Annotated in this window: 14 protein-coding genes; 3 read left to right on the top strand and 11 right to left on the bottom strand. The window is 48.9% G+C overall.

What is annotated here, in order from left to right:
* Positions 1-98 precede the first annotated feature (98 nt).
* Entirely contained in the window at positions 99-2,411 is a 2,313-nt protein-coding gene (locus EI981_RS01915) for a helix-turn-helix domain-containing protein (protein WP_126994930.1), read from the top strand.
* A 102-nt stretch (positions 2,412-2,513) separates the two neighbouring features.
* On the opposite strand, the gene EI981_RS01910 is transcribed toward EI981_RS01915, so the two are convergent.
* The 5 genes from EI981_RS01910 to EI981_RS01890 form a co-directional block, all read right to left on the bottom strand.
* Positions 2,514-3,785, bottom strand: coding sequence for a Gfo/Idh/MocA family protein (locus EI981_RS01910; protein ID WP_126994928.1), 1,272 nt, complete (start codon positions 3,783-3,785; stop codon positions 2,514-2,516).
* 67 nt (positions 3,786-3,852) lie between these two features.
* Complete coding sequence (locus tag EI981_RS01905) at positions 3,853-5,448, bottom strand: hypothetical protein (protein WP_126994926.1); 1,596 nt, start codon at positions 5,446-5,448, stop codon at positions 3,853-3,855.
* A gap of 34 nt (positions 5,449-5,482) precedes the next feature.
* Positions 5,483-7,153, bottom strand: a complete 1,671-nt coding sequence (locus EI981_RS01900; protein ID WP_227011651.1) for a type 2 periplasmic-binding domain-containing protein — start codon at positions 7,151-7,153, stop codon at positions 5,483-5,485.
* Between the two features lie 32 nt (positions 7,154-7,185).
* Entirely contained in the window at positions 7,186-8,085 is a 900-nt protein-coding gene (locus EI981_RS01895) for a carbohydrate ABC transporter permease (RefSeq protein WP_126994924.1), read from the bottom strand.
* A gap of 13 nt (positions 8,086-8,098) precedes the next feature.
* Positions 8,099-9,061, bottom strand: coding sequence for an ABC transporter permease (locus EI981_RS01890; RefSeq protein WP_227011650.1), 963 nt, complete (start codon positions 9,059-9,061; stop codon positions 8,099-8,101).
* A gap of 281 nt (positions 9,062-9,342) precedes the next feature.
* On the opposite strand from EI981_RS01890, the gene EI981_RS01885 reads away from it, so the two are divergent.
* The gene (locus EI981_RS01885; protein WP_126994922.1) at positions 9,343-10,263 is read left to right on the top strand and encodes a hypothetical protein; all 921 of its coding nucleotides are present in this window, start codon (positions 9,343-9,345) and stop codon (positions 10,261-10,263) included.
* Positions 10,264-10,505: 242 nt separating this feature from the next.
* Positions 10,506-10,820, top strand: coding sequence for an L-rhamnose mutarotase (gene rhaM / locus EI981_RS01880; RefSeq protein ID WP_126994920.1), 315 nt, complete (start codon positions 10,506-10,508; stop codon positions 10,818-10,820).
* 113 nt (positions 10,821-10,933) lie between these two features.
* Here the strand turns inward: rhaM and EI981_RS01875 are convergent, their stop codons facing one another.
* The 6 genes from EI981_RS01875 to EI981_RS01850 form a co-directional block, all read right to left on the bottom strand.
* Complete coding sequence (locus EI981_RS01875; RefSeq protein WP_126994918.1) at positions 10,934-11,776, bottom strand: DUF6544 family protein; 843 nt, start codon at positions 11,774-11,776, stop codon at positions 10,934-10,936.
* Positions 11,777-11,783: 7 nt separating this feature from the next.
* Positions 11,784-12,239, bottom strand: a complete 456-nt coding sequence (locus tag EI981_RS01870) for a helix-turn-helix domain-containing protein (RefSeq protein WP_227011857.1) — start codon at positions 12,237-12,239, stop codon at positions 11,784-11,786.
* Positions 12,240-12,345: 106 nt separating this feature from the next.
* Complete coding sequence (locus EI981_RS01865; protein ID WP_126994914.1) at positions 12,346-13,299, bottom strand: alpha/beta hydrolase; 954 nt, start codon at positions 13,297-13,299, stop codon at positions 12,346-12,348.
* Positions 13,300-13,529: 230 nt separating this feature from the next.
* A complete protein-coding gene (locus tag EI981_RS01860; protein WP_126994913.1) occupies positions 13,530-14,543 on the bottom strand; it encodes an SPFH domain-containing protein in 1,014 nt (337 codons plus the stop codon).
* A gap of 51 nt (positions 14,544-14,594) precedes the next feature.
* A complete protein-coding gene (locus EI981_RS01855; RefSeq protein WP_126994911.1) occupies positions 14,595-15,398 on the bottom strand; it encodes a TPM domain-containing protein in 804 nt (267 codons plus the stop codon).
* Positions 15,395-16,426: a TFIIB-type zinc ribbon-containing protein gene (locus EI981_RS01850; RefSeq protein WP_126994909.1), complete on the bottom strand. Its 1,032-nt coding sequence runs from the start codon at positions 16,424-16,426 to the stop codon at positions 15,395-15,397. Before EI981_RS01850 ends, EI981_RS01855 begins: the two co-directional genes overlap by 4 nt.
* Position 16,427 lies beyond the last annotated feature (1 nt).

Below are 16,427 nucleotides of genomic sequence, written 5' to 3'. Positions count from 1 at the left end.
GATAAAAATGCATAACTTAATGCTTTGAAAACGCTTTAAAAGCGTGGTACGCTAAATTTGATCCTGATTTAATTATTTTAACATTAGGAAGTGAGCCATTGTTCCAGTCCTACAAGCCGAGATTCAAAAAGAAGAATAGCGTCTATATCATCTTCGTCTTGTCTTATGTCTCCATCTTAATTCTTACGCTCTCAAGCGCGTTCGTCTACTATGCCGAGATCAACCAGCGGATTACGAAGCAGACCGAGCTATCCACCGTGACTCTGCTGAATCAGCTTAAGACGGGAATCGAGGACGACCTTCTCTATATAGGCGAGCTGAGCAATGAGATTGTATTCAATAAAAAGCTGGAGCTTGCCGCCAAAGGGGCTACAGACAGCTACAGCGAGCTGATGAAGGACATGGCTAGTAAAAGAAAACCTCGTGAGCTTCTGTTCGACTATTTCGTCTATATGAATCGTACAGATGAGATTGTTACGCCTAATATTCAGATGGATGCCCGGAAGTTCTTCCATCTGATGTACGAATTCAAGGATCTGGATTATGGCACCTTCGCCAAGGACTATTTGCACGGTAATCATTTTCAGGAATATATGACCATTCAGACAATGAATCAATATGAGAGCACCACAATTGAGGTGCTTCCCTATATCCAGTCGTTCCCGATGACGACTAGCTCCGATCCTCTAGGTCAAGTCATCTTCTTCATCGATGCTAAGAAAATGTTCACCCTTGTCAACCAGATGCGCCAAGTCACCAATTCGGATGTTTATATTCTGGATAAGAATAACCGACTGATCATCAGCTCGGACAATGCACCGGAAATCGATATGCAGAAGATAGACGGGTTGGTAAACGGCAGGAGCTCGCATGAAGAAATTATCAATAAGGTCGTATCTGAGAAGAATGGATGGAAATATATCTCTTCCACACCGAAGAGCCTGTACTTCAAAGAGAATACAAAATACTTAATGAATTTTATCGCCATCTTCCTCATCTATCTGATCGGAGGGCTGTTCATCGTCCGCTTCCTGGCCAAACGCAGCTATAAGCCACTGAAGGAGATCAATGATCTGATCCAATCGCATGCTCAAGCTCCAGGAGACAGCCGGAACGAATATGAGAATATTAAAAATACGCTGCTTGACCAAATCAAGAACGGCAAAGAGATGAATGAGGTGATTGAGAAGCAAATTCCGATCGTACGGCGCGATTATCTGCTGAACCTGATCCGGGGCATGATGACGAATTATGATGAGGCCGCTCAGCAGATCTCCTCGATCGGCATCCTTTTCGCTAGTGATACCTTCCTAATCGGCGCTCTGGAGATCGATATGGACAGCTCATTTTTTATGGACCATGCCAATCTGTCAGAGAAGAGCCTGTCGCTAACACGCGTCGTAGCGGAGAATGTCGGCTGCGAGCTGATGAGCGAGTATTTCATATGCTATTTCCTAGACGCCGGCCGGAATCAATCGATCTACCTGCTTAATCTGCGCGAAGGTCTCGATCCTACCGGAGCTGTTGCAATGGCCAAGCAGCAGGCGAATACGTTGATCCAATTTGCCGCTAAGCATTATCGGCTGAATTTGAACCTGGGCATCAGTACCCCTCATTCACGGCTAGTCAATCTGCAGAATTGCTACGATGAAGCCAAGAAGGCGCTGGAGTACAGTAAGCTGCGGGATGTATATGAGACCGTCTGCTTCGGTGATCTGGGCCATCTGCATTTTGACTATTATTATTCGATGGAGACAGAGCATCAGCTCATTGAGCTGCTGAAGAGAGGGCAATACGAAGAGGCCAAGGAGTTCCTGAATACCATCTTTGAGATTAATACGTCTAAAAATATCGGGGTAGGAGCAGCCAAGCTGCTGCTCTACGAAATGGCCTCCACTCTGCTGAAGGTGATGAATTTCTCCCTTGTCACCAAAGGAGATGATCCTGTGACCGATGAACGGATCATTGAGCAGATGATTGGCCATGCTTCACTCGATGTGGCCAAGCGGCGGTTCCTCAATATGATTGACAACATCGCTCGGCTGTCGGAGCATCGAGTGATCAGCAAAACGGAAAAGCTGGTTCAGCAAATTGCCGAATATATCGATGAAAACGCCGGAGAGCAATGGCTTGATTTGAATCGTTTGTCGCAGGAATTCGAGGTAACGCCCCAGTACATCTCCAATGTATTCAAGAAGTATAAGCATGAAAATATCAAAGATTATATCGCCAAGCATATGCTGGGCAGAGCTAAGGAACTGCTCGTCAAGACGGATCTGTCCATCAGGGAGATTGCCCTACAATTGGGGTATGCAAGTGAAGTCGGCATTACCCGACTATTCAAGAAATACGAGGGGATGACGCCAGGTGATTATCGGCTGGAATATAAGGATAGCCGGAATGAGCCGTAGCTTCGAATGCTGTATCTGTTACTGCTGCTTAAAAAAGGGACAGCCATCTACACAATTCAAGTGTAGAAATGGCTGTCCCTTATGTTTCTGAAATAAATATAGCTACACGCTCACTTGTTGAGCGTCCATCACCCGCTTCTCGAAATCAGCGATTTGAACGGTTCTCCCGGTCAGGCGCGACTCCTCGACGGCGAAGGCCATCACATGGCTGTGAACCGATTGCTGGATCAGATTGGTGTTATCCCTCTCCCCCTTGATAATCGCGACCAGCTCCTCCATGATGCCTTCATCTCCGCCGCTGTGCTTGGCGCTGCTCGGATTAATCCTGTATTCATTCGTCGTACCGGTTGCGAATTCCGTAACCTCGATCACGTTCTTCTCCATCGAGGCCCGGATCTCCCCCTTCGTTCCCATGAATTTCATCGTCCTGTCGCAATCGTTCGTGAAGGCGCTCATGGTGAAGGCTACAGTTACTCCGTTATCGAACAGCAGGGTCGCAACCTGGTGATCGACTACATCATTATCGTTATGGAATACGCATTTGCCATAGGGCCCCTCCATTAATGCCCGCTTCCTCGCTTCGTAGCTCATGTCCGAGCCAAGGCAGGAGGTCGGCCAGCTGGTGTCTTCGGTCAGATAAATGTTCGGCGCATAATACGGGCAGGTGCCGCTATGACTGCATCCGTCGGTACAACGCTCCGGCGAGCCTTCGGGCGCGTTCTCCTTCTTGAAATACTTCAGATCGCCGAAGGAGGATACGGTACTGCATTTCGAATCCAGCAGCCAAGCGAGGATGTCCATGTCATGGCAGCATTTGGCCAGAATCATTGGCGAAGAATCGGCCGTTACATGCCAATTGCCGCGTACATAGCTATGCGCATAATGCCAATATGCCACATTCTCCGCATGAGTCACAGAGACGATGTCGCCGATGACTCGGCTATCGATCAGCTCCTTCATTTTGCGATAAAATTTCGTATAACGTAGAACATGGCATACCACAATCGTCGTTCCATACTCCTCCGCCAGTCTCTGCAGCTCTAGACATTCCTGCAAATTGGGAGATATCGGCTTCTCCAGCATAATGATATAGCCCTTGCGAATCGCCTGACAGGCGTAATCGAAATGCTGGTTATCCTGAGTACAGATCAGCACCGCATCCGCCAGCTTCGGTTGGGCGAAGAACTGCTCGCCTGAAGCGAACGCCATCTCATCCTTAATATGATATTCCTTCTGGAATGACGCACGTCTGCCCTCATTGGGGTCGGCCACTGCCATAAATTCAAGCTCATATTCATGTGTTCTGGCGTAAGGAGCATAAGAGAACTGCCCTCGCTCCCCTGCTCCAACCAGAGCCAACGTAATTTTTGCCATGATGCAACCCTCTCCTCAAGTCCTGATATGAATGATTCCTCATGAGTAAGCATGGAATCCGCTAATTCTACAATTCGTCCCGAATCCTAATTTTGTTCTTTACCGCCTGCGCCCCCTGGCGTGCAATCTCAATTCCATCCGCGAAGGCGCAGTCCTGAACAACATTCGGGCGCCGGGAACGCGAACTCCGCTGCGTAAAAATCAGCTTATCGGCGGTGCAGCCGCGGATTTGCACGCCATCGGCATTAATCAGCATCGTACCGCACTGCGGATAATTCTGCGTCTTCACGATATGCACATCCTCGAGCGTCAGGTCGGAGACCTTGGACCGGGCGATCATCCAGCAGCCGGAATGCCGCTTCACAGCAATCCTCTTGGCGCTCTCCCCCCAGGTCGGCCCGCTGTTGGCGAAGGAAATCAGACCGGAATTTCCGATATAAGTCAAATCGTGCTCGAACTGGCCATGCGTGACGAAGGCGCCATGATAGTCGCCATCGCCATGGCAGTTCTCGACCATACAGTAGGCGCTGCCAGTAAAGTCGTTCAGATGACGCGCATTGCTGGTCGTACAGTCACGTACCTTACCATACAGGCAATGAATTTGTTGCGTTAAATAACCCGTGCCGCCTACGATCACCTCAACGGGATTAACAAGCGTGCAGCCCTCGGTCACATAATGAGTATTGTGCCTGCGCATAATGACAGGCCAATAGGTGTGATAAGCCTTAAGCCCGGAGGCGTTGCACTCCACCGCATATTCGAGCGCTAATGGCTGGGCTCCCTGCTCCTCGCCTCCAGCATTCCCCCAGAACACCATATTGCGTACATGGATCTGGCGAACAGGCTGGGCTCTCCGATAAGTAAGAATGCGTCCTTCAGCAAGTTCCCAGCCCATTTTATAGTTGAGCCGTACATGTGTCGCATCGATAATCTCAGTCACCATCAACAGCTTATCGATCTCCTTCTCTTCCTTGCCAGCCAAAGGGTTTACCGTCACTACCCACCAGTCGTACAGCTGGAAGGCGCTGCTGTCCGCGACCTCGAAAATGTCCTCCAACTCCCGCAGCGGCTCGGTCAGTGTTAACTGCTGTGTGCTCCCGGTAAGTCTCCCGCAGAAATGCATAATAGCGCCAAAAGGATCATTAGGCTGAGCGGGCTCGATGCCATCCGCAGTAACCGTGCAGTTGTTGAAGTCCAGCTCCAGCCCGCTGCGGTGAAATTTGTGGCGCTTCGTAAAGCGCAGATCGGTATAGGCCTCAATACGCTTGATCTCCGGATCGTTCACCATCGCCTCAAGCGCATGATCAGCAGGCCGCTCGGGGCCAAAGATACCAAAATAGCGGAAATCGCCTACACCCCCATGAAGCAGCCGCCATCTTCCAGGAGGCAGCAGAGCGCTTGCCTCGCCAGGAGACACGCCGGCTATCCCGGCAGACTTCTGGCCCGCGAGCCCGGCTTCGCTGACACGCCGCACTGCCTCAGGCGCGATCACCGTGCCGCCGTTATGGCTTAGCGTGCAATCCGGCTGCCACTCTAGCCTTGCAGCGAATCCGCCTGACCCAACGCAGTCAGACAGGCCGGACAGAATGGCGGCATCGCCATTCTGCAGCCCCTCCATAGGCAAGGCCATTAATTCATCAATCGAGTCGATATGATAGATCACAGGTATCCCTCCGTCCTTCCGATAGAATACTTGATTATTTTATCGCTTCGTTCCACCTTTGCAGTGCCGCCGTTTTAATCTCCATCAGCTCCGGCAGCCCCATTTTATCCAGCGTCTCAATATAGCTATTGAAGTTATCCAGACTCTCCTCGCCAATAATGAACTTCGTTGTCATCAGGTTGACATAAGAGAACAGATCATTCTCGATGACATTCCCTCTCTCTGATTCCTTCGTCGTGAAGCGGGCGTTAACCGGATAGGCATCTCGATAATACGGAACTTGATTCTGATTGACCTGATTCACCTTCATCTCCATTAGAGGATAATTCGCTGGGATAGCCGTGAAGTCCAGCAGCCCAGGCAGCTCCATGTTCACGGAGACTGACTTATTAATATCGCTGAAGCCTGTGATCGGCGAAATCCATTCATACTTGGTCTTAGTGTCATCCGTGTACTTCCAATGCTCGCCTTCATAGCCCAGGAAGACCGTATTGCCATAGAAGCCGTCTACTGCGTTCTCCTCCGTCGCATAGAACATATCGAGCAGTCGGATCGCGGCCTCCGGATATTTGCATTTATCGGTGATGACAGCGCGGCTGGTATACAGACTATCCGGCGTCTTCACAACTCGCTTATCATTCGTCGGTGATGTAAGCGGAACCAGACTAAGCTGCTCCGTCTTTGTCGTCTCAGGGTCAAGCAGGGTCGGAGAAGCGTTGTATACGCCTACCAATCCACCCTTCACCTTCGCCTGCCACTGCTGGGAAGTCTGGGTAGAGAACTCCCGGTCGATCAGGCCCTCCTTATACAGCTTGTTGGCGTAGGCTAGGAACTCTTTATACTCAGGCATCGCCGGAACATAGACTACTTCGCCCGCATCATTGACATCGAAGCCGATGCCGCCGGTCATTCCGGTGAATGCAGGGATCAGCAGGTTTTGCATTGCGATCAGGCCGACGCCGGAGAACGGAATTTCGTCATTCGGGTCGCCGTTGCCGTTCGCATCCTGCTCCTTGAACGCCTTCAGCATCGTATAGAGCTCATCCGTTGTCGTTGGAGGGGTCTCGATACCGACATTCTTCATCCACTGTGAATCAAAAAAGCTAAGATGCCCCTGTGTTGTCGCCGTCTTGAAGTAGTAAGGCAGACCGTAGATTTTCCCATCCATTGAAGTAACAGCGGCGCGGACAGCCGGCTCCTTGTCAAGCAGCGCCTTAATATTCGGTGCATACTTATCGATCAGATCGGTCAGGTCGAGGAAGATCCCCTGCGGCCCATAGGTTTCTTCATCGGTCTTCTCTACACCTCTCAGGATAATGTCGGCATATTCCCCGCCAACCAGCGCAATATTCTTCTTCTCGTTGAAGGTGTCGCCCTCAGCCAGCTCAAACTTCAGATCAAGGTTTGTCTTCTCCGCCAACCGTTTGAAGATCTCAAGCTCGCTCCACTCGGTGCCGCCCGGGTCCTTCTTGCCCATCACCGTCAGCGTAATTTTATCCTTCGTAATCGGATATTCACCGACCGGATTCAAGTAATCCGGGCCTTCACCCGCGGCCCCTTTGTTGTTCGAGGCTGAGGAATTATTCTTCGTCCCATTACCCGAGTTAGCCGAATTGGTCGATGTCGAGCAGCCCACCATTGAGGCGAACACCAGAATCATGACCATGAACCCTGCGAAGCCTCTTGCTTTTACCCCTCTTTTCATTCCTTGCTCCTCCTCTATTTATGTTTATATTGTCAGCCTTTGACCGATCCGAGCGTGACCCCTTTGACAAAATACTTCTGGACAAAAGGATACATCGCCATAACCGGCAAAGACGCAATGACGATCAGCGCATACTTGATCTGCTCCGCCGCCCGCAGCTCCTCCTGCAGCAGTCCTGCCGTATCGCCACCCTGCTGAAGCAGATTGGCGTTGAATTGACTCTTCAGCAGCGTCTCACGCAGCACAATCTGCAGCGGCTTCCACTGCTCATCCCGGATGTAGATCAAGGCGGTGAAGTAACCGTTCCAGTGAGCGACGGCGCTAAACAATGCCATTACAGCCACGATCGCCGAGGATAGCGGGAGCACGACCTGCAGGAACAGGCGTATGTTGGAGCAGCCGTCAATCTGCGCCGCTTCCTGAACCTCCGTCGGAATCGTTGTCTGGAAGAAGGTCCTCGTAATAATAATGTTGGTCATGGATGTAGCTCCCAGAATGACCATCACCCAGGGTGAATTGTATAGCCCTACGCTCTTCACCGTCATAAATGTCGGAATGAGACCGCCGGAGAAGAACATCGTGATGAGGAACATAATGGTGAAAAATTTACCTCCTACAAAATCTTTGCGCGACAGCGCATATCCCGCCATCACGGTCACAATTAAATTGATTACCGTTCCGCCAACCGTATAGAGGATCGTGTTGAAGTACCCTCTCAGGATACTGCTATCATGGAAGATGCTCTTATAGCCGGCGAAGGAGATGTCTTTGGGCCATAGCAGCATTTTGCCGGAATTGACCAGATCCGGGTTGCTGATCGAAGCGCTTACAATAAACCATAACGGATACAGCGTGAGCAGCAAAATAACAACCAGAATAACGATGTTCGTTGTATTGAACAGCTTATCAGCCTTTGTCTCTTGTACTTGCACGAAATCTCCCTCCTTACCACAATGATGTCTCGCCAACTTTACGAGCGACTCTGTTAACCATGATGAGCAGAGCCAGATTGATGAGATTGTTGAACAGGCCGACCGCAGACGATAAGCTGTACTGCGCCTTCTGAATCCCCAGCTTGTACACGTAGGTCGAGATCACCTCCGAGCTGGCGATATTGATATCCTTCTGCATCAGCAGCACCTTCTCAAAGCTCAGGTTCATAATCCCGCCGACGCTGATAATTAGCATAATTATGATTGTCGGCATAATTGCCGGAATATTGACGTGAATCACCCGCTGAAGGCGAGTCGCCCCATCGATTGTAGCCGCTTCATGCAGCTCGGGCGATACTCCAGCCAGCGCCGCAAAATAAATGACCGAGCCGTACCCTGTCGCCTGCCACACGCCTGACCATACATACATATGATCGAATAACGCTTCCTTTTGCAGAAATAATACCGGTTCGAGACCAAATAACCCTGTCAGTTGGTTGACCAGCCCCGAGTTGGAGAAAAACAGGTCGATCATGCCTACCAAAACAACGGTGGAGATGAAGTAGGGCATATAGGTAATATTCTGCACCAGCTTCTTGAACCGGGTGCCGCGAACCTCGTTGATCATCAGCGCCAGTATAATCGGAGCCGGGAAGCTGATAAGCAAATAATACAGGGAGATCCGGATTGTATTCCAGAATATTTCACCGAACCGCACCGAGCTGAAGAAGGTTATAAAATGCTTAAATAGGGGATCGGCCCACGGACTGCCTCCGAAGCCCTTCGTGGCGATAAAATCCTTGAACGCGATCTGCACGCCGTACATCGGAATGTAGGCAAATATAAAGAAGTATAAAAATGCCGGTAGTATAAATAAGTATAGCGCCTTGTTGCGTTTCACCATCAGCCATTTATAATTCCTGCCCGCCGCTGTCTTTGTACTCGCAGGAGCACGCTGCTTCTTGGCTATTAACAAATTTGTCCCCTCCTGTTGTAAATGAATGAGGCTGCTATCCGTCGACGATAACCTGCCCTAATCATAAGAGGCCGCTTGCCGGTCCGTAAATCGCCGTTATTTAATTCCGACACTCAAAATTTATGATCTTAAAAAATGAATGCCTAGCTTAAATGATGATCGTTTACGAACAGAGACCCGCCGCATATACTGTCTTTACTGTGTAAGCTGGACTGTTAATAGTACATATACAGCAACCCGGCTTATTGATTATTGTGACATTGTTATTGGAGGGGCTAGGGTTGAATATTCTACTTATTGTTGTCGCCATTCTACTGTTCGCAGGGCAGACGCTATCTATGAAGCTGATCAAGGCACAGCATCTACGAGACAGATTACTTATCAATGCCGGGTTTACACTGATCGCGTCTACGGGATTGCTGCTGTTCAGTCTCGCTCAGCCCGATATTCGGCAGGTTAGTGCCAATACATGGGTATTAGGAATCTTATTTGGACTTTGCTTTACGCTGACGATCATCTTCTATAATCTGGCGATTAGCGCAGGGCCGCTCTCTTACACAGCCTTCTACTTCTCAGCAAGCATGATTATCCCGGCGCTCACCGGCATAGCTGCCTTTGGCGAAGCGCTGAAGCTTACTGTCGCCCTGGCAGTGCTGCTGTTCCTGGCCGCCTTTTACTTCATTAATATGAATTCGGATAATAGCGAACCAAGGGGCCATATAGATACGGCGAGGGATAGGAGTAGATCGAGGTGGAAGTTGTACTGCCTGTTAACCTTCTTATGCAACGGGATGTTAGCGGTTATTCAACGGCTCCATCAATTCAGAATGGAGGGCACCGAATCCAAGGGACTGATGCTTATCGGCTTCTTATTCGCCTGTCTGTTTTATGTATTAACTTATACAGTGCTGGCCGTTACAGGGAATAAAAAAGAACGCATCTCCCTATCTCAGGAGAGCGCTCTACTGTATCAAAATATAGTGCCGATCCTACTGCTGGCAGCTACTTCGCTGATCGGCAATCTAATTATCACCGATTTGGCCGGAGTGGTGCCCAGCTCCTATCTGTTCCCGCTCGTGCAGGGAAGCATTATTGTGTCGATTACCCTATGCTCGGTTCTTATCTTCCGCGAGAAGCTCAGCCGCCTGGGCCGGATCGGCATCTCGCTTGGTGTGCTGGCGATTGTAGTGATCAACTTATAAAGAATATATGCCCTCATATAGAATGCTGTAGCTCAAACACTAGAACGCTTCTGCAGCGGCACATCTGATATTCCCTTTATAAAGGGCGTAGAAGTGAGGAAATCATAGAGCAAAAGCTTATGAAGAAAGGGTACTTCTTAAGCGATAGAGTCATTAACTATAGAAGTTGAACATTCCGGTTGCTTTGATCCGGATCATCATTTGTTCAACGAGATCACACCGAGAGGAGGACATCATCAGTCATGGAACGAATCGCATTCATCATGTATTTACATCCAGGGAATCAATTTGAATATCACAAACGCCATAATCAGCTATGGCCGGACATGAAGCAGGCCCTGAAGGAACACGGCGCTTCCAACTACTCGATCTTCCTCGACCAGGAGGCCGATACCCTGTTCGCTTATCTGGAGGTTGAGAACAAAGCCGATTTCGATAAAATCGCAGAGACAGACATCTGCAAAAAGTGGTGGGCCTACATGGCCCCCATTATGAAGTCCAATCCAGACAACAGCCCCGTGGCTAAAAACTTGAAGCAAGTGTTCTACTTGCCATGATTCAAAAATGAGCCGCATGCCTGCGGCTCATTTTTTTAACAGCTTTACTCACAAAGGCACTGTATTCTGCTCTTAAATTTATAAAAGTTATTCTGCGGATGTAGTACTCACGGTTACTCCATTCCATACGCAATCATAAAATTAGCACTATCGAAATAAACGAGATCGCCCTGCTCATAGTTCCAGACCGCCTGCAAATGAGTCGGCTGCCGAATGCCACCGATGTTCTTATATTCCTTAAAGAGGGCCGACCAGGTCACCCGCTGTACAGTTCCATCGGTAGATATAACCGCCCTGTCCTCCGTTGTGAAACTTAGAGCCTCCCCGACCTCGCTAAAGGTAAAGACACCACTAGCCGATATGCCTTTATAAGTAATTGTCGCTTTGGCGTGAGTATCATCAATAGGCTCCCAAGCGATATAGTCCTGTAGGGCGGCGTTAGGAACGACCAACGATTCAGAGAGGAATGTGGCGAGACAGGCCTGATTCATCTCTCCCCCCGTCTGGTTGAACAATGGTATAACCTTGCCGAGTACTCCCTTCATACCCCCACGCCCATCTATATAAGAGTCAAACCCCTCAAATGGAATGCCATACATCGACGTATTGATATAGGCCAGTCTTACTGGCTCGCGAACAAAATTATACTGTGTATAATCAATTTTGACAGCTGGTTTATCCGGTGACATGATGAAATCAACTTGCTTAAACGCTGCCTTCATATAAGACATTTTCGCAGTGCCGATATATCCGCTGTATGCGAAGTATCTTCGGACCGGCTCCGGCAACTCTTGAATATCCTCCAGCGTGAAGGTGTCACTCCCAGCCGCTTCAGAGCTTCTGATCTGTTCAGTGACTGTCTGTTCAAATTTAGCTCTGGTCATAGAATGGGGGATGTAAAAAAATATAAGGATTCCAGCGATGATGACGACAAGGATCAGAATAATCACCCACATAAGTCGTCTACCTCCTGTCCTTCTCATCAAGCTCATTCTCCATTCTACTTACATTATCAGCCAGCCTCATTACTCCTTTGTATAGTCCGTCCGTTAGCCTCTCATCAAAGCTATCGAACAGACTAGCCATGAACTCATTCTCCTTACCGCTTCTGTCCCGGAAATAGGCCGTACATCTAGGAGTAAGGTGAATTCTGATGATTCTAGCATCCTGCTCATCTTGCATCAGCGATACAAATCCCTGTCTCTCAAGTAGGACCGCCATCTTCTTCACGTTCTGCCGGGAATTCCCGGTTACCTTAGCCACTTCACTTATCGTCGGGGCCGGCTGCTCCAGCTTCGAGATCACGGCAATGAACAGCCACTGCTTCAGCGTAATATGATCATCCAGCTTATCTCCCAACACCTGCAGCCGATTAGCCAGAGTAAGAATCCCGCCAAAGATATAAGCCTGCTTCTCCATATTGATCAATATACATCACTCCAATATCAAAAAAGGGTAACTAGTTACATATATTATACGTAACCAGTTACCCTTTTGTCAAAGTCTATTTTGGAGCTATTCGGCACTAAAGCCCATCTATGTACTTCACGCTCTCATCTGCAATAATCTCAGGCTCGTAATCGTGAACATAATGACCACAATCCAGAGTCATATACTTCCCGTGAGCTGCCGATTCCGCATAGGTCATCAATTGACCCTTCCAATCAGATAGCGGTATCTCTGCCCCATCCGATATGAAGAAGTACATCGGCACTTCGGGAATCCCGCCCTCCGCTACCCTCCTGGCATTATCTGCGATCATCCGAACCTCTTCATTCATATTGGAGGTTTGCGTCTTCTTATAGAAGATCGCGCGGTATACGCTCTTCTCTTGCTCGGTGAGAAGATTCTCCTCGATCGCAGGCGAAGAGTTCACAATCCCCGGGAAGAAGCGGGTAATGCCCATCCGGGCTCCAAAGCCCGTCAATCCCATCATAAATTTGGACGGCAGAGGGTATTTATCATAGGCCTCCGGCACGGCTGGGTCCAGTCCGATAATAGAAGTGACCTCATCTGGGTATTTCTGTGCCCAGTACAATGCCTCAATCCCAGACATGGAATGTGGAAATAGAATGTAGGGCCCTTGCTCGCCTGCCAAGCTTAGAGCACTTCTCGTCTCCTCCAGGATCGTATCGATATCCCGGGATACCTCCGCAGTCTCACTATAGCCATAGCCCGCCTTCTCTACAACAACGACTCTATAACGGTCCGACAGCTTAGAATACAAACCCTTGAAATCCAGCACCGGTGAGGACGTGCCACCCCCTGACAGGAAGACCAGCGTCCTTGGCCCGCTCCCTTCGGCATACACATGCATCTGGTGATTGTTCACATTCACCATTATTCCTGGCGGATTCAGCAGGCCCGCCTCTCTATTCAATTGAATCCGATGATTCATGAAGCTGACGGTGATAACTAGCAGCAACATACTTATGATTCCGATGAATACCCAGCTTATCCTCTTCAGTACCTGTCCCATTTGGCCTCCAAAAAGTGTTAATCCAAACCTATTAATATAACCATACCTTCGAAGTTACTCAGCAGCAACAAAGAAAGGGGACCTTAAATCTAAGGTCCATAATCCCATTTACGTCATCATCCAAACAAGCTATAGATAAAAAAACCGCAGGATGCAAGCTCGGTCAGCTATGCATGCTCTGCGGTGAACTGTTTTCTCGTCGGATTATCTTCTATTAGACACTGTCTTAATTAACCCAACTTCTGACCGCAGTTCGGACAGAAATTAGCACCTTCGTTCTTCGCACCGCAGTTCGGGCAGAAGTTCGGTTTAGCACCGTCTCCTTGTGGAGCCGAAGGGTTGTTGGCAGGCTGTGACTGGCCCCCAGCAGCCGATTGCGAATTCGCACCTTGATTCGAACCTTGATTCATATTCTTCATCATTTCATTCGCCATGTTCATTCCCATCATCATCCCAGCCATATCCGAAGCAGCGCCACCGCCCTGTAACTTACCAGACGCCATAGCATCGGTAATGCTGACCTGCTGATATTTCTGCAAGTTGCCGATCATTTCATGGGATGCTGTCTTCGTGATCATATCCTGAATTTCTTGCGGGTAATTGAAGCTCATCACCTGGAAGCCTGTGATTGTCATGCCATTCGCCATCACTTCCATATCCAGATCCTCACGAATCCCCTTGGCAATGTCAGAGGCATTAGCCTGAAGATTGAACATGTCCTTGCCTTCTCGACTGATCCACTTCATTAACAGTTGATCCAGTATGGAAGTGATGCGGATCTTAACATCCTCAACAAGGTAGCTCTCCTTCATTCCGGCGATCCGATCGATCAGCGTAACATAATCATTTACTTTGAAATTGAACGTACCGTTCGCGCGAATCGGCATGCCGCCTGGAAGCTGCGGAGTCGGGATCAGAATCGGATTCTGGGTCCCCCATTTCACGGTAAATTCCTTCGTGTTCACGAAGAGGACTTCCACCCTCATGCCACTGTTGAAGCCAAACTTGAAGCCTTTCAGCGTAGATAAGAATGGAATGATCTCAGATTCAATGTTATATTCCCCATCTTCTTGGAAAATCCCCTCGACCTTGCCACCATTCATAAAGATAGCGTCCTGGCCTGCACGAATAATTAGCTTACTGCCCTTCTTGATCTCCCGATTGTTCCACTTCCAGAAGATCATATCATCACGGAACTCTTCCCATTCTACAACGTTGGCAAACTGATTCTTAAAAAATCCCATATAAAATCCCCTCCCGAAATACGTTATAGTTCTTGTTCAAAAAGTCTTATATTAGAACGAGCCTCTGCTGCCGCTGTGCGAGTGTCCCCCGCCGGTAATTCCGCCACCGCCTCCACCGCCAGAACTGCTGGAGCCGGAGCTCTTCTCAATCTTCTGCTTCGTGACCGTTGTCCGAATGTACCGATCTTCCTTGCCTACGATCCCTGACGTACTACCATCCTCGTAGGTTCGTCGGCTTACAGTAACACGTCCGCCAGTACGAGCAGCCATAATACCAGCTACTATAGCTCCAATCGCCAAGGCCCCGATCAATTGGAACCAAATATTAAACAGAATATTGTCCGGGTTCACTCCGGGCTTAAAGTCCATATATTTATAGGATGTTCTGATATATTTCTCGAATCCCTGCTTATAATCACCCTCCGAGAAATCTGGTGTAATCTTGCCGCGGATCTTATCTAGTCTATCATCGCCCAGGTAATACTCTGCTTTATAGAATCCGGCTAGATACACCTCGCGATTCCTCATATCCAGTGTCAGAAGGACGGCATTACCATGCGGCTTATCGTACCCCGGTGCCTGAGTATCATAGAACTTCTCCGTAATCACCACAACATCTAAGTTCTGATCATTATTGGTCGTAATAATCATAATGTCCGTATCTCTTTTGGCTCCTAATTCATTAGCCAGCTTATTCAGCTCAATATATTCTTCCTCTGTAAGCAGATTTGCTTTATCGTAGATTAATTTCTTAGTCTCTACAGCTGCTGTAACAAATGGAGCCGGGCTAAACAGATATCCTACTAGAAGCAGCAGAACGGCTGCCAAACCTAGTAATGCACCACGCTTCTTCACAGGAACCCACCTCCCATCGCCCAGGAGATGATCTTAAGTAACAGGAAGGAGAAGCTGGTAACACCTGCAAACCATGCGATCACCTTCCCTGCGCTAAGCGGAGGCTTGCCTACCACCTTACCCGTCTGGCCATTCATCGCGAAGGTGTAGCTCTTCTGATTATAGTCGTATTGGAACATCCATACCGGGACCATGCAGTATTCCGCATTCCTCATCCTCGTATCAATCTGCTTATCGGTAAAATGGAAGGTCGTGTATCCCGATACCGACGATGAGATCGACTCCTCGATATATTGTCTGATCTTATCCTGGGCCCGTGGCAGCAGATCTGTTTCGGTATAGCTGTACTTCTCTGCTGCATAACCGGCCAGATAAGGGGTCTTGAAGCTCTTTAATTTATCATAAGGAAAAGGCTCCAGTCGATCCATCAGCTCATCATCCATCTTCTTCGACGCGTCAATCGGTACGCGCAAATAGTTCAGACGCAGCCCCCGATAGATATCAAAATGCTCCGTTTCCGTGTAGCGGTAATCTCCCCTGGTATAAGTCCGCACCTTCGTCGCATGTCCATAGGCATCCACTTTGTTATGTAATTCATACAACCAGAACGGGACATACACTCCTGTCATTCCTTTGATACGATTTGCAGCCATAAATCCGCTCGGGGTCAGCAAGCCATTCTTGCACCATTTCTTGAAAGCCTGCATCGCCTGCTCCTTACTGATCGAGAAAGGAATGACTAACGACGGAGCGAGCTTCCCGCTCAAGCGATCGCCGAGAACGACAGCGGAGCCACAGAAGCTGCACATCGTAGCCGCTGTCTCCACATCAGCAATAATCACCGCTCCACAGCTTGTGCAATGGTATTCCTGCACTTCGTCTGCCTGGAATGCCTGCTGGCCAAGAGGATCCAGGTTCTGCTCGATATTATCCTGTCTGCCGCAGCTATGACATGTAAGTGTTCCCTTCTCCGAATCGAAGACCATACCGCTGCCGCAATTCGGACATTTGTACTCAATTACGTTCATC

The sequence above is a fragment of the Paenibacillus lutimineralis genome (genome assembly GCF_003991425.1).
In the GTDB taxonomy this organism is placed as follows: Bacteria; Bacillota; Bacilli; order Paenibacillales; family Paenibacillaceae; genus Fontibacillus; species Fontibacillus lutimineralis.
The sequence above is the reverse complement of the archived record's forward strand: the minus strand, read 5'-3'. Positions and strand labels throughout refer to the sequence as shown.

Bases quoted from the DNA above. Each gene is read 5' to 3' on its own strand.
- EI981_RS01910 (WP_126994928.1), bottom strand. From the start codon at position 3,785: ATGGCAAAAATTACGTTGGCTCTGGTTGGAGCAGGGGAGCGAGGGCAG.
- EI981_RS01900 (WP_227011651.1), bottom strand. From the start codon at position 7,153: ATGAAAAGAGGGGTAAAAGCAAGAGGCTTCGCAGGGTTCATGGTCATG.
- rhaM (WP_126994920.1), top strand. From the start codon at position 10,506: ATGGAACGAATCGCATTCATCATGTATTTACATCCAGGGAATCAATTT.
- EI981_RS01875 (WP_126994918.1), bottom strand. From the start codon at position 11,776: ATGTGGGTGATTATTCTGATCCTTGTCGTCATCATCGCTGGAATCCTT.
- EI981_RS01870 (WP_227011857.1), bottom strand. From the start codon at position 12,239: ATGGAGAAGCAGGCTTATATCTTTGGCGGGATTCTTACTCTGGCTAAT.
- EI981_RS01865 (WP_126994914.1), bottom strand. From the start codon at position 13,299: ATGGGACAGGTACTGAAGAGGATAAGCTGGGTATTCATCGGAATCATA.
- EI981_RS01860 (WP_126994913.1), bottom strand. From the start codon at position 14,543: ATGGGATTTTTTAAGAATCAGTTTGCCAACGTTGTAGAATGGGAAGAG.
- EI981_RS01850 (WP_126994909.1), bottom strand. From the start codon at position 16,426: ATGAACGTAATTGAGTACAAATGTCCGAATTGCGGCAGCGGTATGGTC.